The organism is Corallococcus sp. AS-1-6 (assembly GCF_020037015.1).
Taxonomy (GTDB): Bacteria; Myxococcota; Myxococcia; order Myxococcales; family Myxococcaceae; genus Corallococcus.
This window is the reverse complement of record NZ_JAIQDE010000001.1, coordinates 37528-60607: the sequence shown is the minus strand read 5'-3', so window position 1 is coordinate 60607 and position 23080 is coordinate 37528. Positions and strand designations below refer to the sequence as shown.

At 67.7% G+C, this 23080-nt stretch carries 19 protein-coding genes; 7 read left to right on the top strand and 12 right to left on the bottom strand.

Annotated features, from left to right (window positions below; translation table 11 throughout):
• Positions 1–487: 487 nt before the first annotated feature.
• Both K8612_RS00245 and K8612_RS00240 read right to left on the bottom strand, forming a co-directional pair.
• On the bottom strand, positions 488–2014 hold the full coding sequence (locus K8612_RS00245) for an MBL fold metallo-hydrolase (RefSeq protein ID WP_223760859.1): 1527 nt from the start codon (positions 2012–2014) through the stop codon (positions 488–490).
• Positions 2015–2031: 17 nt separating this feature from the next.
• Positions 2032–3330 carry an HD domain-containing protein gene (locus tag K8612_RS00240; RefSeq protein ID WP_223739196.1) on the bottom strand — a complete coding sequence of 433 codons (1299 nt, stop codon included), beginning with the start codon at positions 3328–3330 and terminating at the stop codon, positions 2032–2034.
• Positions 3331–3497: 167 nt separating this feature from the next.
• On the opposite strand from K8612_RS00240, the gene K8612_RS00235 reads away from it, so the two are divergent.
• Genes K8612_RS00235 through K8612_RS00225 form a run of 3 tightly spaced genes read left to right on the top strand, consistent with a single transcriptional unit; the run spans position 3498 to position 6539 of the window.
• Positions 3498–4598, top strand: a complete 1101-nt coding sequence (locus K8612_RS00235) for an ATP-grasp domain-containing protein (RefSeq protein WP_223739195.1) — start codon at positions 3498–3500, stop codon at positions 4596–4598.
• A complete protein-coding gene (locus K8612_RS00230; protein ID WP_223739194.1) occupies positions 4489–4965 on the top strand; it encodes a GNAT family N-acetyltransferase in 477 nt (158 codons plus the stop codon). Before K8612_RS00235 ends, K8612_RS00230 begins: the two co-directional genes overlap by 110 nt.
• A 41-nt stretch (positions 4966–5006) precedes the next feature.
• Positions 5007–6539 (top strand): transglutaminase family protein, encoded by a 1533-nt coding sequence (locus tag K8612_RS00225; RefSeq protein ID WP_223760858.1) that lies wholly within the window; start codon positions 5007–5009, stop codon positions 6537–6539.
• 28 nt (positions 6540–6567) lie between these two features.
• On the opposite strand, the gene K8612_RS00220 is transcribed toward K8612_RS00225, so the two are convergent.
• A complete protein-coding gene (locus K8612_RS00220; RefSeq protein WP_223760857.1) occupies positions 6568–8658 on the bottom strand; it encodes a thioredoxin domain-containing protein in 2091 nt (696 codons plus the stop codon).
• Between the two features lie 125 nt (positions 8659–8783).
• On the opposite strand from K8612_RS00220, the gene K8612_RS00215 reads away from it, so the two are divergent.
• Positions 8784–10157, top strand: a complete 1374-nt coding sequence (locus tag K8612_RS00215) for a glycosyltransferase family 39 protein (protein WP_223760856.1) — start codon at positions 8784–8786, stop codon at positions 10155–10157.
• Here the strand turns inward: K8612_RS00215 and K8612_RS00210 are convergent, their stop codons facing one another.
• Together K8612_RS00210 and K8612_RS00205 are read right to left on the bottom strand one after the other, a co-directional pair.
• Complete coding sequence (locus K8612_RS00210; protein ID WP_223760855.1) at positions 10158–10643, bottom strand: SMI1/KNR4 family protein; 486 nt, start codon at positions 10641–10643, stop codon at positions 10158–10160.
• A 112-nt stretch (positions 10644–10755) separates the two neighbouring features.
• Positions 10756–11262 (bottom strand): hypothetical protein, encoded by a 507-nt coding sequence (locus K8612_RS00205; protein ID WP_223760854.1) that lies wholly within the window; start codon positions 11260–11262, stop codon positions 10756–10758.
• A 124-nt stretch (positions 11263–11386) separates the two neighbouring features.
• Here K8612_RS00205 and K8612_RS00200 point away from each other — a divergent pair, with 124 nt between their 5' ends.
• The 3 genes from K8612_RS00200 to K8612_RS00190 are packed head-to-tail and all read left to right on the top strand — an operon-like array spanning position 11387 to position 13638.
• Positions 11387–11701, top strand: coding sequence for an IS66 family insertion sequence element accessory protein TnpB (locus tag K8612_RS00200; RefSeq protein ID WP_223760853.1), 315 nt, complete (start codon positions 11387–11389; stop codon positions 11699–11701).
• Between the two features lie 4 nt (positions 11702–11705).
• Positions 11706–12071, top strand: a complete 366-nt coding sequence (gene tnpB / locus K8612_RS00195) for an IS66 family insertion sequence element accessory protein TnpB (RefSeq protein WP_223760852.1) — start codon at positions 11706–11708, stop codon at positions 12069–12071.
• Positions 12072–12117: 46 nt separating this feature from the next.
• Positions 12118–13638 carry an IS66 family transposase gene (locus tag K8612_RS00190; RefSeq protein ID WP_223760851.1) on the top strand — a complete coding sequence of 507 codons (1521 nt, stop codon included), beginning with the start codon at positions 12118–12120 and terminating at the stop codon, positions 13636–13638.
• Between the two features lie 234 nt (positions 13639–13872).
• On the opposite strand, the gene K8612_RS00185 is transcribed toward K8612_RS00190, so the two are convergent.
• The 7 genes from K8612_RS00185 to K8612_RS00155 all read right to left on the bottom strand — a co-directional run bounded on the left by K8612_RS00185 (position 13873) and on the right by K8612_RS00155 (position 23065).
• Positions 13873–14316 (bottom strand): hypothetical protein, encoded by a 444-nt coding sequence (locus K8612_RS00185; protein WP_223760850.1) that lies wholly within the window; start codon positions 14314–14316, stop codon positions 13873–13875.
• A gap of 123 nt (positions 14317–14439) precedes the next feature.
• Positions 14440–15861: an ImmA/IrrE family metallo-endopeptidase gene (locus tag K8612_RS00180; protein ID WP_223760849.1), complete on the bottom strand. Its 1422-nt coding sequence runs from the start codon at positions 15859–15861 to the stop codon at positions 14440–14442.
• Between the two features lie 1190 nt (positions 15862–17051).
• On the bottom strand, positions 17052–17939 hold the full coding sequence (locus K8612_RS00175; protein WP_223760848.1) for a hypothetical protein: 888 nt from the start codon (positions 17937–17939) through the stop codon (positions 17052–17054).
• On the bottom strand, positions 17936–20632 hold the full coding sequence (locus K8612_RS00170; RefSeq protein ID WP_223760847.1) for a PEP/pyruvate-binding domain-containing protein: 2697 nt from the start codon (positions 20630–20632) through the stop codon (positions 17936–17938). The genes K8612_RS00175 and K8612_RS00170 overlap by 4 nt, the downstream gene beginning before the upstream one ends.
• A 14-nt stretch (positions 20633–20646) precedes the next feature.
• Positions 20647–21609 (bottom strand): NAD(P)-dependent oxidoreductase, encoded by a 963-nt coding sequence (locus K8612_RS00165; protein ID WP_223760846.1) that lies wholly within the window; start codon positions 21607–21609, stop codon positions 20647–20649.
• The gene (locus tag K8612_RS00160) at positions 21597–22244 is read right to left on the bottom strand and encodes an isoprenylcysteine carboxylmethyltransferase family protein (protein WP_223760845.1); all 648 of its coding nucleotides are present in this window, start codon (positions 22242–22244) and stop codon (positions 21597–21599) included. The genes K8612_RS00165 and K8612_RS00160 overlap by 13 nt, the downstream gene beginning before the upstream one ends.
• Positions 22241–23065, bottom strand: coding sequence for an AfsA-related hotdog domain-containing protein (locus tag K8612_RS00155; RefSeq protein ID WP_223739184.1), 825 nt, complete (start codon positions 23063–23065; stop codon positions 22241–22243). The genes K8612_RS00160 and K8612_RS00155 overlap by 4 nt, the downstream gene beginning before the upstream one ends.
• Between the last annotated feature and the right edge of the window lie 15 nt (positions 23066–23080).

Here is a 23080-nt window from a genome sequence, read left to right as displayed (position 1 = left end):
ACCCACGCTGTTCCCTTGCCACCTGCCATCCGCCCTCCGTGAACCGTGCGGGTTGCAGGAAAAGAACCAAGGCCATCGCTTAGTGATGGAACCACGAAGCCCAGGCCGAAGGACGAGATGTGTCGTCTCCCACGCGGGACGGGCGTCGGCAACTTAGTTTCCATGGCCCCACAGTTGGAGTGACAGAGCGGCCAGCGGAGTCGTTGGCGGATGGAGGCCTCTCATCATCCCACCATCCGCACTTTGCCGGGGGTGGCGTGCGTCGCCGTCACGACGAGTTCCACCTGCGACTAGGTCCCCGGAGTTGCACTGACTGTGAACTGCAACTGACTCACGGTTGCTCGTTGCTATGCCTGCGGAAGTGCGCCTGCTGCGCCTCCTGCTCTTCGACTAAACGAGGAGAAGCCCAGAATGTCCCCCAGAGCGCGGAATGCCAGGATGCGGAGTTCGCGTCGCTGCTGCAAATCATCAATTTGTCAATGCTCCTTCAGGCCCCGACGCGGAACCAGGTGAAGGACTCCTCGCGCACGCGGCCCTCCGCCGTCAGCTTCTCCAATGACGCCAGGGCGCTGCGCTCCGCCACCGGGTGCATGATCGGCGGCGTGTCCGCGTAGGCCGTGGCCACCACCTCCGCGAGCGTCGCGCCCGACGCGGGCACCGCCTCCAGGATGAGGGCCTCGCGCTGGGCGCGGTGGCGCAGGTACTCGTTCAGCTTGCCCGGGCCGTCCGGCACCGGAGAGCCGTGCGCGGGGTAGAGCGTCGTCACGGGCCAGTCGCGCAGCCGCTTCAACTGCGTGAGGTACTCCGCCATGTTGCCCTCCGGCGGGTCGATGACGATGGAGCCCACGCTCGCCACCATGTCCCCCACGATGGCCGCCTTGCTGCGCGAGTCCACCAGGCACAGGTGGCCGCGCGCGTGCCCCGGCGTGTGCAGCACGTGCCAGCGCTGCACCATCGGCCCGTCCAGGTTCAGCACCTCGCCGTCCTCCAGCAGCCGCTCCACCGGGAAGTCCAGCCGGTCCGCCGTGCGCGCGTGGCACCAGAGCGGGATGCCCAGCCGCTCCTTCACCGCGAACGCCCCGCCCACGTGGTCGCCGTGATGGTGCGTGAGCACCACCGCCACCGGACGGGCGCCCTCCGCCTTCAGCCCCGCCACCAGCGACAGGAGCTTCGCGTACTGCTTCACGTCCGACGAACCGGGGTCCACGATGAGCAGGTCGCCCGTGCCCAGCACGTACGCGTTCGTGTGCGTCGCCGGGGGCAGCGTGGGCGTCTCCAGCGCCACCACGCGCACGCCGCGCTGGAACTCGATGCGCTGGGCCACGAAGCCCGGGCAGTACGGCGGCGTGCACAGCTTCGCGCGCGCGTCCGCTTCGTCCGTGAACCCGGATAGCACCTGCAACGCGTGCTGCGCGGGCGGGTGCAAGAGCGCCGTGCCGTCGCTCCAGCGCGACAGCGCGTCCTCCGGGCGGATCCACGCGCCTTCCGTCAGCTCGCCGGGGATGATGCTCGCCGCCGCGCCCTCCGGCAGCTCCACCAGGTAGAAGCGCGTGTCGAAGCGCACCGGGATGGCTGGCGGCGTCACCCAGCGCCCCGCGGGCTTGAGGTCCTCCGCGCGCAGGGACAGCGTGTGGCGCGTGAGCCACTCGCTCCACTTCACCGTGCCCGCGAGCAGCGCCGCCCGGCCCTCCTCCAGCGCCTCGGGCGTCAGCGCGCGCGCCCCTTCCGCCACCAGCACGCCCGCCTCCTCGAACAGCTCGCGCGCCGCCGCGGAGCGCAGCGCGGCCTCCTCCTCCTGGGCGCCCTGCACGGGGACGTCGTGGTCGTCCTTGTCCAGCTTGCCGCCGGGGAAGGCCTGGAAGCCGCCCGCGAAGGCGAGCGCGCGCTCGCGCTTCACCCAGAACACCTCCACGCCGGAGTGCGCGCGGCGGTAGAGGATGACCACCGAGGAGGGCCGGGGCTCCACGGGGGTGTGGGGCGCGAAGAGGCCCATGCCGGGAAGGGGCTCGCTCATGGTTGCACCGTCGTCCTTCAGGATTGCGTCGTCTGGCCGAGCAGCCGGCCCATCATCTCGCGCGCCCGCTCCGCCTGGTCTGGCCGGACATAGAGCCGCGTCAGTCGCACCGCGCCACTGTAGCGCTGGTAGAGCGGCGTGTAGCGCGCCACCTCCGTCAGCCGCCCCGTGGACACGTCCAGGATGAAGAGCCCCGGGTTGCCGCCGCCCCCGGAGGACCCCACGTACTTGCTGAGCGCCCCCTTGGACTGCACCGTGTAGTGCTCGAAGCCGCCGCTGGTGAGCGCGCTGCTGAGCACCTCCAGGTCGTAGCCGGTGTCGCGCTCCGTGAACTGCGCCAGCAGCTTGAAGCCCTGCCGGCGGCTGATGCGCTCCGCCCACCGGTTCTTCGAGCGGCGCAGCGTGTACCAGAGCGCCGCGTCGTCGCAGAGCAGGAAGGACTCCGGGTCGTGCGGAATCTCGAACTCGCCGGGCGTCTCCTCGTAGTACCGGCGCAGCATGTGGTCGAAGTTCACCGACGTGTGGTGCAGGTACACCGACACGAACATGTGGTAGCGGCTGAGCAGGAAGTCCTCGAACGCGAACGCCGCCGCGCGCGACAGGGCCAGCACCGCGCGCCCGTCCTTCACCGCCGGGTTCAGGTTGGAGACGATCCAATCCATGTCGTACCGGCCGTAGTTCACGCCCGTGTAGAACGAGTCGCGCAGGAGGTAGTCCATCCGGTCCGCGTCCAGCTCACCGGAGACGATGGCGCGCAAGAGCGGCGTCCAGTCCACGCCCTTGTAGGTGAAGCCCGGGTCCTTGGGCGGCTTCGCGCCGGTGATCAACGCCACCGCCGCCATGGGGGTGATGCCGCGCGGTCCGAACTCGCGGTGGATGACGTCCGTCAGCGAGCTGTCCAGCAGCAGCTTCGCGGTGTAGTCCTCGTGGGTCGCCTGCTCCCCCTCCGCCACGGAGTCCAGCCAGCCGGGCAGCCGCAGCAGCGACCGCCGGGGCGCGATGCGCTCGGACGCGTGCGACAGGGGCATGTGCCCCAGGTCATGACAGAGCACCGCCAGGCGCACGGCGGTGCAGAAATGTTCACGTACATCGTCCGGCAGCTCGGAGCGGCCCGCCACGGCGTTGAAGACGCGCGAGGCGACGTACATGGCGCCCAGGCTGTGCGCATGGCGCGTGTGGGTGGCGCCGGGGAAGGCCATGTCCCCGAAGCCCAACTGCCGCACGTAGCGCAGGCGCTGGTAGAAGCGACTGTCGATGACGGCCTTCTCCGGGTCGCTCACCGGGATGACGCCGTGGATGGGGTCGCGAATCCGCATGTCGTCCTTGTCGGGACCTGAAACCGGGAGTGGCCGGTTTCCGCTCCAACGGGTCACCCACCGTAGCGCATACCCCGGCAGGCGGTAGCCCCGTGAGGGACCGACCAGCCACCACGCCACAGGCTGGGAAGGTCCGTGGGGACGTGCTAACCCTCGGGACACTCCGAATGCACATCATCCTGCTGCACAATCGTGACCACGACCTCCTCGAGGACGACCCGGGGCGCGAAGCCCGCGAGGACGTGGTCCGGGTGGCCGAGAGCCTGGCCCACGCGCTGAGCCGGGACGGCGTGAACGCCGAGCCGCTCGCCATCGAAGGAGACAAGCTGGACTTCGTGGAGGCCCTGCGCTTCCTCCAGCCCGACCTCGTGGTGAACCTCTGCGAGTCGCTGGCCGCCGACAGCCGCGGGGAGATGGCCGTCCCCTGCCTGCTGGACGCGCTGGGCCTGCCGTACACCGGCTCGTCCGCCCTGTCGCTGGGCCTGGCGCTGCACAAGCCCAAGGCCAAGGACGTGCTGCGCGCCCACGGCGTCTCCACCCCCGCCTCCTTCGTGGTGAAGAAGCGCGAGGACGCCCTGGCGGTGGACCTGCCCTGGCCGCTCATCGTGAAGCCCGCGCGCGAGGACGCCAGCGTGGGCATGGACTTCGACTCCGTGGTGACGGAGCGCGCGGCGCTCGTGCGGGCGTGCGAGTCCGTGCTGCGCACCTTCCATCAGCCCGCGCTCGTGGAGCAGTTCATCCCGGGGCGTGAGGTCTACGTTCCGCTGCTCGGCAACAGCCCGCGCCAGGCGCTGCCGCTCACGGAGATCCACTTCGGTCGCGCGTTCGAGGACCGGCCGAACATCGTGTCGTACCGGGCCAAGTGGGAGGCGGAGTCACCGGAGTACCGGGACTCGCCCACGGGGCCCTGCCGGCTCGACGCAGTGCAGGAAGCGCGTTGCATCCAGACGGCGCTGGAAGCATTTGCAGCGCTGGATTGCCAGGACTATGGACGCGTGGACCTTCGGGTGTCGCCCGAGGGTGTGCCGTACGTCATCGACATCAACCCCAACTGCGACCTTCACCCGGGCGCGGGGTTCGCGAAGGCGGCGCAGGCCGCCGGCATGGACTACGCGGCCCTGGCCTCCCGCATCGTGGAGGTCGCGCTCGAAAGGACCCATGGAAATCCGCACGCTCGAAAGAAAGGACCGGGAACCGCTCGCCGCGCTGATCCGGCGAATCGAAACCTTCTCGCAGGAGGAGCAGGACTGCGCCATCGAGCTGGTTGACACCGCGCTCACGGCGGGCAACCGGGACTACACCATCCTGGTGGCGGACCGCGGGCAGGATGGCGGCGGTCTGGTGGGCTACTGCTGCTACGGCCCCACGCCGATGACGGAGAACACCTTCGACCTGTACTGGATCGCCTCCGCGCAGGAGGTCCGGGGCCAGGGCATCGGCGCGGGGCTCGTCTCCGCCATGGAGGCCGACCTGCGCCGCCGCAAGGCGCGCATCATCCGCGTGGAGACGAGCGCCACGGAGGCCTACGGCCCCACGCGCGGCTTCTACGCGTCCATGAAGTACGGCGAGGAGGCGCGCCTGCGCGACTTCTACAAGCAGGGTGACGACCTCATCATCCTGACCAAGCGCCTGTAGTCCTCCCCAGGAGCGAGCAGATGCCTTCCATGAACCGACCGATGCGACGCACCCGTCTGGGATTGTTGAGCCTGCTCGCCCTGCTGTCGGGGGCGCCCTCCGCGGCCTGGGCCCAGGCCCCCGCCCTGAAGAACCAGGTGAAGGCCGCGGCGGCCAAGGCGCAGGCGAAGGCGCCCCAGGCCCCGCAGGCCCAGGAGCAGCTCTCCGACGCGCTGAAGGCCCCGCGCCCCAAGGGCGGCGAGTACTTCGGCCTGTACCTGATGGACAAGAAGGTGGGTTGGTTCTTCACCGACCTGACGGTGCTGCCGGGCAACAAGGCCCAGAGCATCAACGAGCTCATCTTCAAGGCGCAGGTGGGCACGCGCGTGTCGGAGCGCGTGCACCGCGAGGTGCGCGTCTACGAAGCGAAGCCGGGCGGCAGGCTGCTGTCCTTCACCGTCACGCAGAAGGGCGACGGCGGGGACAACGAGCTGGTGGGCACGGTGACGGGCGACACCTTGCGCGTGGTGCGCAAGCGCCCGGGCCAGCCGGATGAAGTGCTCAAGCCCCTGCCCGCGCCGAAGGAGACGATTGAGGACGCGGACCAGGCGCGCGTGGCGCTCCTGCGCGGCCAGAAGGTGGAGGGCGTGGCGCTGGACGGCACGGACCTGGAGGGCTACCGCACCGTCACCACGGTGGAGGCCCCCGAGGAGCAGATGCTGGGCGGCGTGAAGGTGAAGCTGTCGCGGGTGAGCACGCTGTCGGACAAGGAGAAGGTGCCGGTGGCGGCCTTCCTGACGACGGACGGCAAGATGGTGCGGGTGGACTTCGGCCAGACGATGCAGGCGCGGGCCGAGTCCGAGTCCGTGGCGAAGCGGCTGGACCTGGTGGAGGTGTTCGGCCTCACGCGCGTGGTGCTGCCCAAGCCCCTGCCCGCGAAGGCGCGCGAGGTGCCCGGCCAGGTGAAGCTGGTGATGAAGAACCTGCCGGAGAAGTTCCAGCGGGACACGTACCGGCAGAAGTACCAGCGGCTGCCGGACGGCCGCGTGGAGGTGACGCTGCTGGCGGCGCCGCCTTCCCCCAAGGGCCGCGTAGCCCGGCCGGTGGCGGACCCCGACGGCGGTGAGAACCTCAAGTCCACGCTCGCGGTGGAGGCGGACGCGCCGGCCATCAAGGCGCAGGCCAAGAGCATCATCCGGGAAGAGAAGGACGCGTACACGGCGGCGCGGATGCTGTCCGCGTGGGTGTACAGCAACCTGCAGAAGGACTACGGCGCCAGCGCGGACCGGGCCACGGACGTGCTGCGCCAGAAGAAGGGCGACTGCACGGAGCACTCGCTGCTCACGGTGGCCATGCTGCGCGCGTCCGGCATCCCCGCGCGCCGCGTGGACGGCGTCATCTACATGGTGAACTCGGACGGCGTGCCCGCGCTGTACTGGCACGAGTGGGTGGAGGCCTACGTGGGCGAGTGGACCCAGTTGGACCCCACGTTCAACCAGCCCGTCGCGGACGCCACCCACTTCTACGTGGGCTACGAGGGGAACGCGGAGATCACGCCCCTCATCGGTTCGTTGCAGGTCACGGACGTGAAGTAGTCACGGTGCCGCGTCCCCCGGGCCCAGGTCAGTGGCCCGGGGCCGCCACCAGCCGCTCCGCGAGCAGGCCCGCTTCGGTGATGGGCCGCTCGCAGACGAAGCCGCGGCAGAGGTACGCGGCGCCCTTGCCCTCCACCGGGTCGCGTCCCGCGAAGAGCTCCTGCAGGCGCGCGGGCGGAGTGGCGCGGGTGTCGTGCCAGCCGAAGGAGAATACCGGCGCGTAGGTGCGGTTCGCGGCGGCCAGCAGCGGGGCCACGGCCTCGCGGGTGCCCGCGAAGGTGACGCCGGACGCGCCGTCCACCAGCGAGTCCGCCGCGAGCCCCAGGTGGCCGTAGCCCATGGGGTTGCGCACGAGCTGATCATGCAGCTTGGCCACGTAGTGCTCGGGCTGGTCCAGGTGGCACACGTCGCCGGTGAGCGCGGAGAGCGTCACCTGCGCCTCCGTCAGCGTGGACGCGCCGGACGGGAAGGCGTTGTCGAAGAGGGAGAAGGCCGCCACCACCAGGTCCTTCTGTCCCCGGGGCGCGGACAGGTACGCCTGCTTCTCCTCGTCCCAGAACAGCTCCACCGCGCGGTGCGCGAGCGCGTCCGCCGCGTCCAGGTACTTCGCGTCGAAGGTGGCCTGGTAGAGCGCGGTGAGGCCGGAGGCGAAGTCGCCGTAGTCCTCCAGGAAGCCGTCGATGCGGCCCTGGCCGTGCTGGTACGAGCGCAACAGCCGCTTGCCGTCCCACATCTTCGCGAGCACGAAGTCCGCCGCGTCCGCCGCGAGCTTCGCCCAGTCCGGCCGGTCGAACACGCGCGAGGCCAGCGCGAGCCCGCGGATCATCAGCCCGTTCCAGCCCGCCAGAATCTTGTCGTCGCGGCCCGGCTTCACGCGCTGCTCGCGCAGGAGGAAGAGGACGCGGCGCGCCTCCGCCAGCTCCTTCTCCACGGCCTCCACGGGGCGGCCCTGCTCCTTCGCGAGCTGCTCCACGGGGACCACCACTTCCAGCACCGTGGCGCCGTGCTCGAAGTTGCCTCCGGGCTTGATGCCGAAGTGGCGCAGCACGGTGTCCGCCTGCGGGCCCACGGCCAGGGCCGCGCGGACCTCCTCGGGGCGCCAGACGAAGAACTTCCCCTCCTCGCCTTCGCTGTCCGCGTCCTGCGTGGCGTAGAAGCCGCCGGCCGGGTCGGTCATCTCACGGCGGACGTACTCGACGGTCTCCTCCACGACCTTGCGCCAGAGCGGCCGTGACTCCACCTGCTCCGCTTCCGAGTACAGGTGCAGGAGCTGGGCGTTGTCGTAGAGCATCTTCTCGAAGTGGGGCACCAGCCAGCGCTCGTCCACGGAGTAGCGGTGGAAGCCGCCGCCCAGTTGGTCGTAGATGCCGCCCAGGGCCATGCGCTCCAGCGTGCGGAACACCGCGGCCTTGAGGGGCTCGCCGCCGCCGCGCCGCCACGCGCGCAGGAGCAGCGCCACGTTCATGGGGTTGGGGAACTTGGGGGCGCCGCCGAAGCCACCGTTCACCGGGTCCATGCGCTTCAGCATGGACTGGCCCATGGCGACGATGTCCTCCGCGGACAGGTGCGCGGGCGCGGCGTCCAGGCCGTGGGTGGACAGCTCTCCCAGGCCCTCCTGGAAGCGCCGGGCCTGCTCCTCGATTTCGTCCGCCTTGTTCTCCCACGCGTCGCGCAGCGCGGAGAGCAGGCGCGGGAAGCCGGGCCGGCCGTAGCGGTCCGAGGGCGGAAAGTAGGTGCCGCCGTAGAACGGGCGCAGGTCCGGGGTGAGGAACACGGTGAGGGGCCAGCCACCGCCCTGCCCCATGAGCTGCACGACGCCCTGGTAGATTTGATCGAGGTCGGGGCGCTCCTCGCGGTCGACCTTGATGTTGATGAAGCCCTCGTTCATCAGGCGCGCGATGTCGGGGTGCTCGAAGGACTCGTGGGCCATGACGTGGCACCAGTGGCACGCGGAGTAGCCCACGGACAGCAGGATGGGCTTGTTCTCCGCGCGGGCGCGGGCCAGGGCTTCCTCCCCCCAGGGGTACCAGTCCACGGGATTCGTGGCGTGCTGGCGCAGGTACGGCGACGGCTCCTGGGCCAGACGGTGGGTGTGCCCAGAGGGGGGATGGTCATCCATGAGGTACTCCCGGTGTGCAGCGGCTTCGCGGTCCTTCACATTGTGAGCCTGGGTTCGCGGGGGCAAGCTGAAATGGCCTCACTCCCCGCTGGCCAACGGCCCTCCGGTGAGATTTGTCAGGGGGCGTGCGTGCGTCCGCCCCCTCCAGCCCCGGCCCGGGAATGAAGGCGTGTCTCGTCCTGGTGGGGATGGGCGTGGGGGTGCGGCTCGCGCTGGCGCTGGGAACGGACGTCTACTTCGACGAGACCTATTACTGGCAGTGGGCCCGGCATCTCGCATGGGGATATTTCGACCATCCGCCGATGGTGGCGTGGCTCATCGCCGCGCTGGGCATCCGGGGGACGGCGCTCCTCTGCGGGCTGGGGACGGGCGTGGCGGTGTGGGGGCTGGCGCTGGACGTGTACCGGTCCAGGGACGCGGCCTGGAGGGCGGTGGCGCTGTGGAGCGCGGTGCCGGTGGGCATCCTCTCCGGAGTCTGGGCGACGCCGGATTCACCCATGTTGCTGTTCTGGGCGCTGGGGTTGTGGGCGCTGTACCGCGAGAAGTGGGTGCTGGCGGGGCTGACGTGTGGGCTGGCGCTGCTGTCGAAGTATCCGTCCGTGCTGCTGGGCCTGGCGTTCATGGTCGCGGCGTTGAGGGCGCGGCGGCTGCCGGCGGGGGCGTGGGTGACGGCGGGGCTCGGGCTGCTGTGCTTCCTGCCGGTGGTGTTGTGGAACGCGAGCCACGACTGGGTGGGCTTCAAGTTCCAGTTGAACCACGGGCTGGGCGGGCGCGGAGGGTGGGCGACGTTCGGCGAGTACGTGGCGGGGCAGTTCGCCATGGGAGGGCCGGTGCTGTTCCCGCTGGCGCTGGTGTACGCGGTGCGAGGGCCGAGGGAGCAGTTCCTGCTGCGCATGGCGGCGGTGATTCCGCTGCTGTTCTTCGGCTACGCGGCGGCGAAGACGCGGGGCGAGGCGAACTGGCCGGCGGCGGCGTACGTGGCGGCGTGCATTGGCGTCGCGGGGATGCGGCCCGTGTGGCAGCGGGCGGCGGCGTGGAGCGGGATGGCGGTGGTGCTGGCGGTGACGTCGCACCTGTTGTTCCCGGTGCTGACGTTCGAGCGGGACGTGGTGCTGGCGAGGACGCACGGCTGGGGCGTGCTGGAGCGGCTGAGGACGCCGGAGCAGTTGTTCCCGGGCATGGCGCCGGGGCCCACGGCGGTCTACGCGCCCACGTACCAGTTGGCTTCACAGGTCGCGTACACGGCGGGCGTGGAGACGGACACGGTGGGGCCGGCGAGGCGCAAGAGTCAGTACGACCTGTGGCCCGAGCTGGAGTTGAAGCCCGGTCAGGACGTGCTGTGGTGTTCGGAGAACGGCGTCGCGCCTCCGGAGGAGCTGGTGCAACGCTTTGGCGCCGTGGAAGGGCCTGTGAAGCTCACGGGGGTCTTCCGGGGACGAAGGCTGCACACGTTCACGGTGTGGCGGCTGAGGATGTTGAGCTCCGCCGTGCAGCCATAGTCACGCTTCGCCGCGGAGCCAGAACCAACGCCCCTGGGACCGAAGCGATCCCGCGAGGAACTCCTGAAAGGAGCTGGCAATCGGCGCGCAATACTCCGGGTCAGGGAACGCTTCGTTGTAGCCATCGCGGATGGAGTAGCGCCCCCCTTCCTGGTGGCTTACGTCGAGCAGGATGTAGTTGCTGTCCCGCACCTCGCAGATGGCATACCAGGATGGCGGGCCAGCCTGATCCGTATCCTCATCGCGCATGACCACTCGCGCGCGGGCAATCCGTGACAGCGGCAGGAATGTGAAGGAGGGATCGACGAATCCGAACGTTGGGTCCCGCCGAGCAAACAGCCGGGCTCCGTCACAATGCAGATAGAACGCACGAAGGTCTGGATCCAGGCGCCAGCCCACACGCTGCTCGAACGCATCCAGTTGCTCCGGCGTTGCAGGCGGGTTGGGAACATGGAGGCGCGATACCTCCTTGAGCAGCTCGTTCATCGCCTCGTGCCTATTCTCCATAGGGGTAGTGCGCACCCTACCGCGCTCAATGAAGAATCCGCTCCGGCCCGAAACCGGGGGAACAGCATCTCCCCCGGCTCCGTGGCTCATGTCAGGGGCAGAGGGTGCCTTCGCGGCGGCACACGTCGTCGCCGCAGAAGCAGGAGTAGCCCGACTGGCAGGGGCCACACTGGGGCGGCGGATTGGAGCCCCCGTAGTAGCCCTCACCCGTCACGGTCGCGGTGGCGAGCAGCGTGGTGTGCGCCCGGCCCGAGTAGAGCTTGAACGCGAAGGTGTTGCCCGCGGTGATCCAGGGCGCGGCCTGGCACAAGTTGTCGCCCCGGGCGAAGAGCACCTCGGACTGGTTGTTCACGCTCACCCAGACCTCTCCCTCGGAGATGCCGCTGACGTCGAAGCAGATGTTCGTCGTCCCCGTCTGCGTCACATCCAGGTTGATGCGCACGTTCGTGGGCGTCGCGCTGATGGTCCCCGTGATGGGATCCGGCTTGTAACAGAGGGTCTCGTTGTAGCCCCAGGTCGTACACGGATAGCCCATCGTCGTGCAGTACGCCGAGCAGTATTGATTGAGGATGGTGTAGCCGGACGGGCAACTGAACACCGGCGCTCCACAGATGTAGTAGGTCGCGGCGTTCTCCTGCGTAGCCAGGGACTCGTAACCGTCCGGCCAACGACGTGCCGTAAGGGATTGCCGACGTAGCGGTGTGCGGCGGACGCTTCCGGGCATGGCGAAGCAGGTGGAGAAGCCGGAGTGGGCGCGCGTCGCGGAAGCCTTCGAGGCGAGTGGGCAGACGCAGCGGGAGTTCGCGTTGGTGTGGGGCGTGCGGCTGAGCACGTTGCAGTCGTGGGTGTACCGGTATCGACGAGCCGCGCCGTCGCGAAAGGAAGCCGTGAGACTCTTGCCGGTGCAGGTGGCTCCGCCGCCAGCGGCGACGGAGTCCCTGCTGGAGGTGGTGGCCGCAAGTGGGGCGCGGGTGCGATTCTCCGTGGGCACCGACGTGGGGTACGTGGCCCGGCTCGTCGCGGCGCTGGGACGGTGAGAAGGTGTTCGCCCTGCCTGCGTCGGTGCGCGTGGTGCTGGCGGTGGAGCCGGTGGACATGCGCAAGTCGATTGATGGCCTCATGGCGCTGGTGCGCACGGCGTGGGGAGAGGACGTCTACTCGGGGCACCTCTTCGCCTTCGTCTCCAGACGGGGCGACCGCATCAAGGTGCTGACGTGGAGCCGGGGCGGCTTCGTGCTGCTGTACAAGCGGCTGGAGGCGGGGAGATTCCGGCTGCCCCCGGTGGACGCAGGCGCGCAGGCGGTGACGCTGGACGCCACGCAATTGGCCATGCTGCTGGACGGCATCGACGTGGCCCAGGTGCGGCGCCAGCCCGCCTGGACGCCTCCCGTGCGTACGGGCACCTGACGCGCCCGGCCCGGGACGCGGCGCGGCGGCGGGGTGTTGAGGCGGGGTGCCCCGCGAGCTTCCCCAAGAGCACTTCTGCCCCTGGCGCGAGGAAGCCGAAGAGCTCAAGGCCGAGGTGAGCCGCATTGGCGGGGAGGTGGACGCCCTCAAGGGGCAGCTTGCGGCCCTGCAGCGTCACGTCTTCGGCAAGAGGACAGAGAAGCTGCCGCCGGTGGCCGCCGAGCTGCGCGGGGCCGCGGACTCGACGGCGGCCCGGGCCGAGGCCGCGAAGAAGAAGCGCCAGGAGAGAGCCGCCCGGAAAGCCGAGGAGGCCCCGGCGCGGGAGATTCGCCATGCGGTGCCGGCCGAGGCGCGCCACTGCCCGGCGTGCGGCAGCGAGGACTTGAAGCCCCTGGGCAAGGGCCGCACCTCGGTGGTGTACGAGTACGTGCCCGCCCGCTTCGAGAAGCAGGTGCACGTGCGGGAAGTCCTCGCGTGCGCGTGCGGACGGGGCGTCGTCACCGCCCCGCCTCCGGCCCGGGTGGTGGATAGGGGCGAGTACGGCCCCGGCTTCCTCTCCCACGTGGTGGTTTCCAAGTGCGCCGACGCGATGCCTTTGCACCGACTGGCGCAGCGGGTGGAGCGAAGCGGCGTGCCCATGAGTCGCAGCACGCTGACGGACCTCTTCCACCAGGCCGCCTCGGTGCTGCTGCCTCTCTCTCGGCACCTCTTGCAATGCATTGCGTCCGCGGATGTGGTGTGGGCGGACGAGACGCCCGTGCGGGTGCTGGACGTGAAGAAGACGAAGCAAGGCTACCTCTGGACGTTCCTCACCCAGACGCCCGAGGGCGAGTGGCTCATCGGCTACCGCTTCAGCCTGGGCCGGGCCAGCACGACGCCGAAGGACGTCCTGGGTGGCACCCGGGGCGCCCTCGTGGTGGATGCCTATACGGGCTACAACGCGGTGACGTTGCCCGAGGGGAGAAGGCGTGTGGGCTGCTGGGCGCACGTGCGCCGGCGCTTCTTCGAGGCGCTCCCCACCGCGCCCGAGGCGCGCGAGGCGCTGGACTTCATCCTCGCCCTCTACCGCGTGGAGGCACTGGCTCGCGACGCGGGCGTCGTGCGCACCGACGCGCACCGCGAGCTGCGCCAGCAGCAGAGTCTCCCCGTGCTCACGGCGCTGCGTGCGTGGATGGAATCACAGGCCCCGCGCCACCTGCCCAAGGGCCCCATGGGCCAGGCCCTTTCCTACGCGCTGAAGCAGTGGGAGGCCCTGACGCGATTCTCTTCCGACGCTCGCCTGCCCCTGGACAACAACCGCTCCGAGGCCGCGCTGCGCAAGGCGGCGCTGGGCCGGAAGAATTTCCTCTTCGTCGGCCACGAGGCCGCGGGGGAGAATCTCGCCGGCCTCTACGCCCTTGTCGCCACCTGCGAGGCCAACGGCGTCAATCCCGAGGAGTACCTGGCCGACGTCCTGCTCCGCGTGCAGACACACCCGCACTCGCGCATCGGTGAGCTGCTACCTCACGAGTGGATGCGGCGACGCGCTGCCGACCCGCCCGAGTCACCCCTCCAGCTCAGTCCCTGAACAGCTCGCTCCTCGCGGTGCCCGCCGAGCACGGTTGTGGTCCGTCTTCAATCCTTCCGGCACGTCACTGGCCGGACGGATACAGGGACTCGCCTCCTTCCTCTGCTGCGTCATGCATGTCCGGGCCCGAGCAGGCCAGGGCCACCGTGGCGATCATCAATGACAGGATGCGCTTCATGGACATCACTCCTCGTACGGGTTCGAGAGACGAGGAGCAGACCATGCCCAAGCCACTCAACCAACACCCAAAGTGAAGGCGCACATCAACATGACGAAGAGGAACGCGAAGTAGCTCCGGGCCGCCAGCCGTCCCGAGAGCGCCCGGGGCCGGCGGTTCTTGAAGAACAGCGTCAGGTTGATGACCGCCATTCCCAAGGGCAGCAGGAAGAGCCAACCCCTGGTCAGCCACAGGTAGAGCCCTGACGCTCCTGCGATCATCGCGAAGGCAATCACCGCGCTGGCCATGGAGCCCACTTCGTCGCTGTAGAGCTTCTCCCCTGGCTTCGTCGTCCCCGGCCACGCCGTCTTCCGCATCACCTCCCAGTGCAGGTACAGGAAGACCATTCCCAGGATTGCCAGCAGCCCGTTTGGATTCAGGGGCCTCCCCGTGCGTTCCGCGTACGCCACCCAGACGCAGAGGCCGTGGCCCACGTGGAGCTCGATGGCGATTCCAATCATCTCAATCAGATTCCAATACGCATCCGCCAGGCCCACCGGTCAGCATTGAGCATGTCCTTCTTCATGTTGATCAGCAGACCAACCTCAGCGCTCTTGCGCGACCGCTCAATCTCGAGGCCAAATCTACTCAAAAACCTTTGGATACATCTCCTGAATAGAATCAACAACCGCCTCAATCTCGGGGCGCGTAGATCCAAGATAACTCCCCGCAGTATCCCAAGAAATCACTGCCCGTTGCGCAGCCCTAACAACAACAGCACTAAACCTACCAGCACGAGAACTCGGGAGATTCTTAAGAGGATGGTATGACGTAGCATACCCCTCCATCCCCTCCCATTCAGCAATCCCCCACTTGCCTCGGATTTTAATCTCCTCCAAAGGCAGCGCCCGATCCAAACCATTCCAAATCTGATACCGCGCAGCCGTGGGACCAATGCCAAACAAATCAACAACCGCACGAAGCCCATCGCCGCGCGCCCCTCCATGCTCCTTGAACACACCAAGAACCGAGGCTTGAGGCGCAATAAACTCAACCGAAAAGGCATTTGCGCGCTGCTCAACCGGATCCGGAATCTCCCTCACATCTCTATCCAACTCCGAATACTCATCCACACGAAGATATTCAAGCCTTCCCGGTGGATCGAAGAGCAGATGTCCCAACTCGTGAGCGATAGTGGAGCGTCGGACAAAAACACTACTATTGTGACCCGCAGTATTGAGCACAATAGCGCGAGAGTCGCCTGCCTCAACAGTCAGGCCAGCAATTGACGCACCGAGATCGGTCTGAATGACGGGCAAAACTAAAAAATCCTCACAAAGCTCACGCAAAGAGCATTTAAGCGGGCCACTGCCCAACTCGAGCTGCTCTCGTGCCTTGCTCGCAAGATAATAGCCTTGCATATAAGCAGGATAGCCTGCACTACCGTAATTGGGCGACCGAACGAATTCACTGATACGACTATTAAATCCAAGGGCTTTTTCGAGCCGCACCTGGGTAGTCGCGACCCATGCAGCTTCAGCAATCGCCGCAACCGCCGAGCGTGTCATGGACGACTGCTCTTCACCCAGAGTGCGCAAACGCACGGCAATACCTTGATTGCCTACGGGGCTTGAGCGGACAGACACATACCTCTCATCAATTCCCAAAGCCTGGGCAATTCGCTCATATTGCGCCAAGGGATGACGTCCGCCCTGCTCAGCAGCCTCTACCTGTTCCGAAGTGAGACGGACACGATTTGCAACTGTCCTCACATCGAGTTTGAGTAGTTCGCGCTGTGTTCTTATTGTTCGAGCAGCCGCATCGCGGCCGGCACATAAAAGAATGGATCCCTCGTCCGCCACTTCACGAAGCACCGCATAGCCATAGGCATCAAAGGCCTCTTGCGCGGACAAGCGCCTGCCGGTTGCACGTGGATTCTCTAGCGCCAACTGATCTAGGCTACGAACATAAACGCGTAGTGATGTTCGTGCTCGTTCCTCTGGGCTTGCACCAGAGGAATCAGGACCGAACACAAAGTCCAGTTCATCCGAGTTCGGTGAGTTCATCGAAGTACCCTCGCCGGAAGGCCAACCTCATCATCCCAACCAAAGCTGGTGACCTCAAATCCGAGATCACGGAACACGGAAACGGCGGCATCAAGCTGTTGAGGAGTTTCCGGACCGTATCTGCCTGAGCAACCATTGACATACAAACGTCGCGCCTGGGACGTTGCAAACCAGAACTCACCACCACAAGATGCCATCCCCCCTCCAGTTAGATTGGAGTGCTTAACTTTCCCGCTTTGAAGTGAAGGAGAAACAGCAGCTCGCTCTAAAACATATGGGATCCCGCGATCATCAATAACCCAAAGGTGGCACCCTTCGTCACCCGAGCTACTTGGCAGGGAACCGCTCGCATTAGAGGCAGGAGCGGAGCTTAGCAATCTGACGCCGTCCGCAGGTGTCAGCAGTCTCAATTCATCCTTGTTCGACGGATCTCGGCGAGAGCCTCGTGGAGGGTAGATATGAACGAATTCGCTCGCGTTCATGAGTGTCTCAACACTCCTCTAGTAGTTCCGCTAACCATTCTTAAGAACAGCGCTCAACTGCGTAGTTTGCAGCCTCTCTCCTACCTCGTCCATCCGACAATCGGCCCATCGACGACAATCCCTCCAAAGTACGTAATTACGGGCACTTACACTGCCGAAGAACTAGCCAGGAACCAAGCGGGCGTGCATTGAACGCCCATCTCTCCTCTAGTGCCAAGTAGCCATGCCGACAGAGCAGAATGCGTGTAAGGGAGCTCTGCCCACGGGAGGCTACTCCAGTGCGCGAAGTCGAGGGCCGCCTGCGCCGGCCGGTCATCCACGCAGGATCGGCCCAATTCTTCTTCGCCCGCTGAGGAAACAGTGGTGCACGCACCGGCAGAAGGCATCGGGAACGAGTTCCCAAACTACGCTTCTCCAAACCGAGGTGCCTATTGCCAACGGCCCCCCGTCCTTGACGATCGTCAGGTGCTGTAACTTACCGCTTAGATAGTTTGGCGCACACAATTCAGCCTTGCGTCGACCCATTGCGGCAACCTCACTTCCCTGATCAGTGTTGGCATCACTCAGGCTGCGAGTCTGATGATTTTTCATCATCGGCTATGAATACTACCCTGGCCAAGACCCGCCACAACGGCACGCCCTTACGAAAGCACCGTGCCTTTGCGCCTTAACAGATGATCACTATGGAGAAGCAAAGTGAAATCGCGATCAAAACGCTACCAACAGCAGCATGACGAGCAGGAACGCGAAGTAGCTCCGGGCCGCCAGCCGTCCCGAGAGCGCCCGGGGCCGGCGGTTCTTGAAGAACAGCGTCAGGTTGATGACCGCCATTCCCAAGGGCAGCAGGAAGAGCCAACCCCTGGTCAGCCACAGGTAGAGCCCTGACGCTCCTGCGATCATCGCGAAGGCAATCACCGCGCTGGCCATGGAGCCCACTTCGTCGCTGTAGAGCTTCTCCCCTGGCTTCGTCGTCCCCGGCCACGCCGTCTTCCGCATCACCTCCCAGTGCAGGTACAGGAAGACCATTCCCAGGATTGCCAGCAGCCCGTTTGGATTCAGGGGCCTTCCCGTGCGATCCGCGTGCGCCACCCAGACGTAGAGGCCGTGGCCCACGTGGAGCTGGATGGCGATTCCAATCATCAGGAACATGCTGCGCTGGTACGCGACCCAGTGCTTCTCCAGCGCCCAGAGCACCAGCGCGTGCACCATGATTCCCAGCAGGATCGCGGCCCTCACCCACGACACCGCCAGATTCGTCCCCAGCAACACGGCCGCGTTGAGCCCCAGCGCCACGTACAGGTCGCCGAAGCTGACGTCCCCTTTCGCCAGGCCCCGCTCCGGGTTGTGGATGAGGTCGTATTCGTAGTCGCGCAGCTCATCCACGATGCGCATGAAGTAGCCCACTCCGAAGATGCTCAGCGCGACGTGCAGCAGGTCCGGGGAGAACTTCAGCCCCCCTCCTCCTTCGAGCACGCCGAGCATCCCGTCCAGGCTCACGCACCAGAGTGAGATCACCAGCAGGTAGAACAGCGGCGGGTAACGCTGCACCGAGAAGCGCAGCGTGGCCCTCACCCGCTCCATGACGGTCCTGCTCATGCCGCCACCAGCGTGACCGTCCCCGTGGAACCATCCACGCGGACCCTGGCCCCATCCGGGATGCGCGTGGTCGCGTTCGCCACGCCCACCACCGTGGGGATGCCGAACTTCCGGCCCGCGATGGCCGTGTGCGACAGCATGCTGCCGCGCTCCACCACGATGCCTCCCGAGGCCAGCATCAGGAACAGCCAGCCCGGGTCCGTCTCCTTCGCGATGAGGATGTCGTCCTTGCCCAGCGTGCCCACCGCTCCCGGGTCCAGCACGATGCGCGCGTTCCCCTCCACGATTCCCGCGCTCGAACCGATCCCCTTGAACAGCGAGGCGTTGTCGCTCGCGGCCTCCACGACCCTCGGGATGCCGTCCGCCACGCTGCCCACCGTGGTGAAGTCCCTTGGCGGCTGGCGCTCCTGGTTCTCCTGCTGCTCCCTCCGCCGCAGCCTCGCGAGCTCGCCCAGGCTCCTCGTGACGCTGCGACCTTCGAAGTGGTCCAGCACCTCGCGCATCGTGAGGTAATGCACGTCCAGCGGTGCATCCAGCACGCCCCGCTCCGCCATCCGCTGACCGAGCGCCGCGAACACCTTCTTGCTGAATCCGAAGAGCTGGCCTCGCCAGAACCGGCTGTCCTCGCGCAGGCCAATCACCGTCCTCAGCCCCGCCAGGAGCTGCTCGATGGCCAGCCTCCTCAGCGGGTGCCCCTGGAGAAGCGTGGCCAACTGTGCCTCCGCCTCCGTGCGCCTTGCCCTGTCCGACGCCCTCAACTCCTCACGCGTCACGGACGTGCGCGCGTAGGACTGGACGACTCGCACCAGGTCCCAGGGCGTGTCCCGCAGGTTCGGGCGCTCCACGTTCAGCTCCTGCACCCCCCGGTCTCCGAACTCGTTCAGGTGCTCACGGAAGGCTCTGGCGAACGCAGGTGGCACGTCCCCGGCGTCGATGCTCCGCCAGAGCGCCTCCGCCTCCCCTGCGTCGAAGCGCTTCGCCAGCGCCGGGTCCGCGCGCACCATCTCCGCGAGCGCCACCGCGGAGAGCAGCGCGTGGGTGCCCGCGTCCGGCTTCGCTCCGCACATCAGGCCCACCAGCAACGCGCTGGGGTCCTCCCCTGTCCACTTGAGCAGCAGCCTGCGCGCCAGGCCGAAGCACGTGTTGATGTACCAGTGGTTGATCAGCGTCAGCCCCCACCAGTTCCCCACCTCCGTCCAGACACGCCGGAAGTGATGGATGAGCACCAGCGGGTCCTCCTTCTCCACCGGCAGGGCCCGGAGCCCCGCGAGCGTACGCTTCCACCACGCTTCGAACGCTTCGAAGTCCCGCTGGAACGTCGCGGTGACGCTCAGCGCTCCCAGCGCCGAACGCCCCAGCGCGTACGCGTAGCTCGCGGTGCTGGGGAAGCTCTCACGGTGGCCCGGCAGCCGGATGACCAGCGAGGCGTCCCGCTGGAGCACGTCCTCCAGGTCCCGCATGGACGTCGCCGCGATGAACGGGTTGATGCCATTGACGTGCATCAGGTTCGACAGCGAGTGGTACACGCGCCCGTCGATGAAACCCAGCATGTTCTGGAATGCGGGCGTCTGGTCGTGCAGGGCCCTCGCGTCCGCGCCCTTCATGCGGCGCAGCAGGTCGTAGAAGATGGCCTCGTAGAAGTAGCTGGCCAGCGAGTACGTCAGCGGCGTCGTGACGCCCGGGAAGCTCTCCGAGACGTTTCCGCAACCCCACACACGGATCTTCCGGAAGTCGAAGGCGATGGGCCGCGCCTGTAACACGTGCAGCGTGCCGTCCTCCGTGAACGTACCCTCGATGTCCTGGGGCAGGCCGAAGCTGCGCTCGATGTCCTTCGCCAGCGCGGCCAGCCGCTTCAGCTCCTCGTCCGTGAGGCACGGCGCGTCCCGCAGGGGCTCCGGCACGGGGCGGCGGACCAGCTCGCCTCCGGGCTCCGGGTTCTCGCAGAGCATGTCCGCCTTGTGTCCCAGCTCCCGGTCGATGCGGCCCGTCTCCGGGTGGATGAAGTAGTGGTCCACCCCCACCTTCTCCTGGACCACGCCCTCCCCGATGCCGTGCCCCGCGACCACCAGCGTGCGCCGCTCCGTCGTCTTCGGGTCGCACGTGAAGGCCACGAACGAACGGCGGCCCGGAATCATCCGCTGCACTCCCACCGCCACCATCAGCCCCCGGACGTCACGTCCCTGCGCCAGCCGGTAGATGAGCCCCTCCGGCGTATAGGCGGAGGCCCAGCAGCGGCGGATGCGGTCCAGCAGCATGTCCCTCCGCACGTAGAGGAACGTGGAGCTCACCCCCGCGAACGGATCCGTCTCCGAGTCCTCGCTCTCCTCCAGTGCCCGGCCCACCACGGAGGCGCGCACGGCCACCATGCCCTCCTCGCCGAAGGTCCGGTCAAAGGCAGCCAGGAGGGTGGCTTCGCGCTCGGCGCCCAGCGGCACCTGGAGGAAGCGCTTCTCAATCTCCTCCGCCACGCGGCGGATGTCCTGATGCGACGTCCGGTCCACCGCCGTGGTGAGCCGGTCGATGTCGGTCTGGAGGGGCGCCGCCACCTCCTGGAACATCGTGGTGGTGAGGCAGAAGAACTCGGGGACCGGGAAGCCGTGCTTCGCCAGGTGCTGCTGGCGCGCGAACTTCTGGCCGACGTGTCGCGGGTCACCGGCCTCGGTCATCGAGACGAGCGGTTGGGGGGAAGGCATGACAGGGGATTCCTTCAGGGACGAAAGTCATTGAGCGCGCTTCGCAGGGCATCCACCGGGGACCTCGCCAACAGGTCCTCCGGCCCGAGCACCGCCGCGAGCCGCGAGACATCCAGACACTGTGAATGGACCAGCAACTCCAGACGTTCGGCCACCGCCCGGGCCCTCCGGCTGGGGACCTCCCGCATGAGTCGCGGCACCCACCCGGGAGCCCGGACCTTCACGAGCGGAGGAGGCAAACCCAGCCCCCGCCCCACCGTGCCCAGGAACTCGCCTCGCAGCAGTGGGCGTGAGTACGCGACGTTGAACGCCTGCTGTTCGGGGCGCGGCGTCTCCACCATCCGCCGCGCGAGCCTCCAGAGGATTCGCCCCAGGTCATCCACGTCGATGACCGAGCACCCCACCGCGTCGTGCCCGACCTGCACGCCCTGCTTCAGGAGCTTCACCATCGAGGGCAGGACGAACCGGTCCCCGCGCCCGAGGAGGAAGCGCGGCCGGAGCAGCGCCGCGTGAAGCCCCGTCCGGACCGCGTGTTCCGTGATGACGTCCTCGGCCGCCACGCGCGAGCGGGCCAGCGCGGTGACGGGCCGGAGCGGCTGGTCCTCCTTCACGCCCCGGTGGGGCCCCGCGCCATAGACAGACATGGAGCTGCCGAAGAGGACACCCCGGCAATCCCCCGTGAGTCGCGACAGGAGCCGCCGCGTGCCGTCCACGTTGGTCCGCTCGTAGCCCGTGCCGTCCGTGTCCCGCTGCTTCGTGGCCAGGTGCAGGACGACGTAGGGATACGACGGGAACAACGCCTCTGGAATGCCGTGCAGGTCTCCCCGCACGACGTGCACGCCGTCTCCCCACTCGCGGCCGTCGGGCGAGCGCACCAGCGCGTGCACGGGATGCGCTCCGCGCTGGCGCAGGAAGGCCTGCCCCACCATGCCGGTCGCGCCCATGAGCACGACGCCGAAGCCGCCTACCAGACCCATGGGACCAACCGCTTGCGGCTCGCCGCGTACTCGGCGTAGCCCGGGAAGGAGCCCAGCAGCAGCCGCTCCTCGTGCCGGATGCGCAGGAGGACCGCCGGGACGAACAGCAGCGCGAAGACGGTGATGCCCACGACCGCGGGGAACACCAGCAGGTAGCCCACGTGCGCCAGCAACATGCCGGTGTACGCCGGGTGCCGGAGCCTCCGGTACACGCCCTCCGTCACGAGCAGGCTCGCGTCCGGCAGCCGCACCCGGTGCGAATAGGCCTTCCCCAACGTGCGGATGGCCGTGAGCCGCAGCGACACCCCGGCGATGAAGCAGAGCAGCCCCACCGCTCGCGGCACCGGCCCCCACTCCAACGTGGGGAACGCGACCGCCAACAGGAGGGTCGCCAGGCGCCCTATCGCATACAGCTCCAGCGTGGCGCTGTCCCGCTCCGCGGTGGGCTTGCGCGTCTCCCGCAGCGTCACCCGGCTCTCCACCAGCATCCACGTCAGGTACAGGCCCAGCATCAGGGCCGCGATGGGCCGGCTGTCCTCCGGCGTGCGCAACACCTGCCGCGAGCCCAGCGGAATCAGCAGCCCCACGCCCGTCACCAGCAGCAGCGTGGGCATCCAGCGGTGCAGACCCTTCATGACGCCGCCTTCGCGCTCACGGCGCCAATCAGCCCCGAGTAGCAGCAGATGTCCTCCTGCCAGCCCTGCACGGCGATCCACATGCGGTTGCGGCGCCCTTCGCTGCGCACCGGCTCCGCCCACTCCGGGAGCCGGAAGCTGGAGAAGGTGCGGATCACCACCGGCAGGTCGTTGCGCACGAAGCGCCGGAACTCCAGCGTCAGGCGCGTCATGATGAGCGACCAGTCCAAGGGCAGCCCCACGCCGTGGATGGCCGCGATGCTCGCCTGCCGCGCCAGCTCCGTGAGGAGCATCCCCTGCACGTGCTCGGAGGGATGGTCGAAGACGAACTCCGGCGAGTCCGTGAACGCGTTGAACTGATGCAGCGCCCCCACCCGGCACGCGTTGGCGAGCAGCACGTTCGCCGGGTCGCGCTTGTGCACGAGCACCGGGTCGATGCGCTCCAGCGGCCGGGCCTGCTCCGCCCCGGTGAAGGACTGTCGCCCCTCCGAGACGGGGTTGCGCACGGGGATGCGGGCCAGGAGCTCGGAGACGTTCTCCGGCGGTTCCTTCTTCCAGGGCCTCCCCACGCGCACGCCCACCGGCGTGGCGTCCGCCCACTCCGCCAGCGCGGGGAATCCGGCGGCGCGCTCGCCCAGGTAGAGGCCGCAGTGCTCCTGCAGCACGGCGGCCAGGAACTCCGCCTCCTCCACGTCCTTCACCGGGATGCGACAGGGGTGCTCGACCTCCGGCAGCAGGGGCTCCGGCACGAGCAGGAACGGGACGGCCTCCGGCGACGCCACCCGCAAGCGGCGCTCGGGATGACTGGGAACGGAATCCATGTCTGCCTTTCTCCA

What these genes read in the sequence shown, in the direction of transcription:
- K8612_RS00235 (WP_223739195.1), top strand. Translation starts at nt 3,498, where the DNA reads ATGCACATCATCCTGCTGCACAATCGTGACCACGACCTCCTCGAGGAC.
- K8612_RS00240 (WP_223739196.1), bottom strand. Translation starts at nt 3,330, where the DNA reads ATGCGGATTCGCGACCCCATCCACGGCGTCATCCCGGTGAGCGACCCG.
- K8612_RS00225 (WP_223760858.1), top strand. Translation starts at nt 5,007, where the DNA reads ATGCGACGCACCCGTCTGGGATTGTTGAGCCTGCTCGCCCTGCTGTCG.
- K8612_RS00185 (WP_223760850.1), bottom strand. Translation starts at nt 14,316, where the DNA reads ATGATTGGAATCGCCATCGAGCTCCACGTGGGCCACGGCCTCTGCGTC.
- K8612_RS00175 (WP_223760848.1), bottom strand. Translation starts at nt 17,939, where the DNA reads ATGAGCAGGACCGTCATGGAGCGGGTGAGGGCCACGCTGCGCTTCTCG.
- K8612_RS00180 (WP_223760849.1), bottom strand. Translation starts at nt 15,861, where the DNA reads ATGAACTCACCGAACTCGGATGAACTGGACTTTGTGTTCGGTCCTGAT.
- K8612_RS00155 (WP_223739184.1), bottom strand. Translation starts at nt 23,065, where the DNA reads ATGGATTCCGTTCCCAGTCATCCCGAGCGCCGCTTGCGGGTGGCGTCG.
- K8612_RS00165 (WP_223760846.1), bottom strand. Translation starts at nt 21,609, where the DNA reads ATGGGTCTGGTAGGCGGCTTCGGCGTCGTGCTCATGGGCGCGACCGGC.
- K8612_RS00245 (WP_223760859.1), bottom strand. Translation starts at nt 2,014, where the DNA reads ATGAGCGAGCCCCTTCCCGGCATGGGCCTCTTCGCGCCCCACACCCCC.
- K8612_RS00210 (WP_223760855.1), bottom strand. Translation starts at nt 10,643, where the DNA reads ATGAACGAGCTGCTCAAGGAGGTATCGCGCCTCCATGTTCCCAACCCG.
- K8612_RS00230 (WP_223739194.1), top strand. Translation starts at nt 4,489, where the DNA reads ATGGAAATCCGCACGCTCGAAAGAAAGGACCGGGAACCGCTCGCCGCG.
- K8612_RS00170 (WP_223760847.1), bottom strand. Translation starts at nt 20,632, where the DNA reads ATGCCTTCCCCCCAACCGCTCGTCTCGATGACCGAGGCCGGTGACCCG.
- K8612_RS00220 (WP_223760857.1), bottom strand. Translation starts at nt 8,658, where the DNA reads ATGGATGACCATCCCCCCTCTGGGCACACCCACCGTCTGGCCCAGGAG.
- K8612_RS00160 (WP_223760845.1), bottom strand. Translation starts at nt 22,244, where the DNA reads ATGAAGGGTCTGCACCGCTGGATGCCCACGCTGCTGCTGGTGACGGGC.
- K8612_RS00200 (WP_223760853.1), top strand. Translation starts at nt 11,387, where the DNA reads ATGGCGAAGCAGGTGGAGAAGCCGGAGTGGGCGCGCGTCGCGGAAGCC.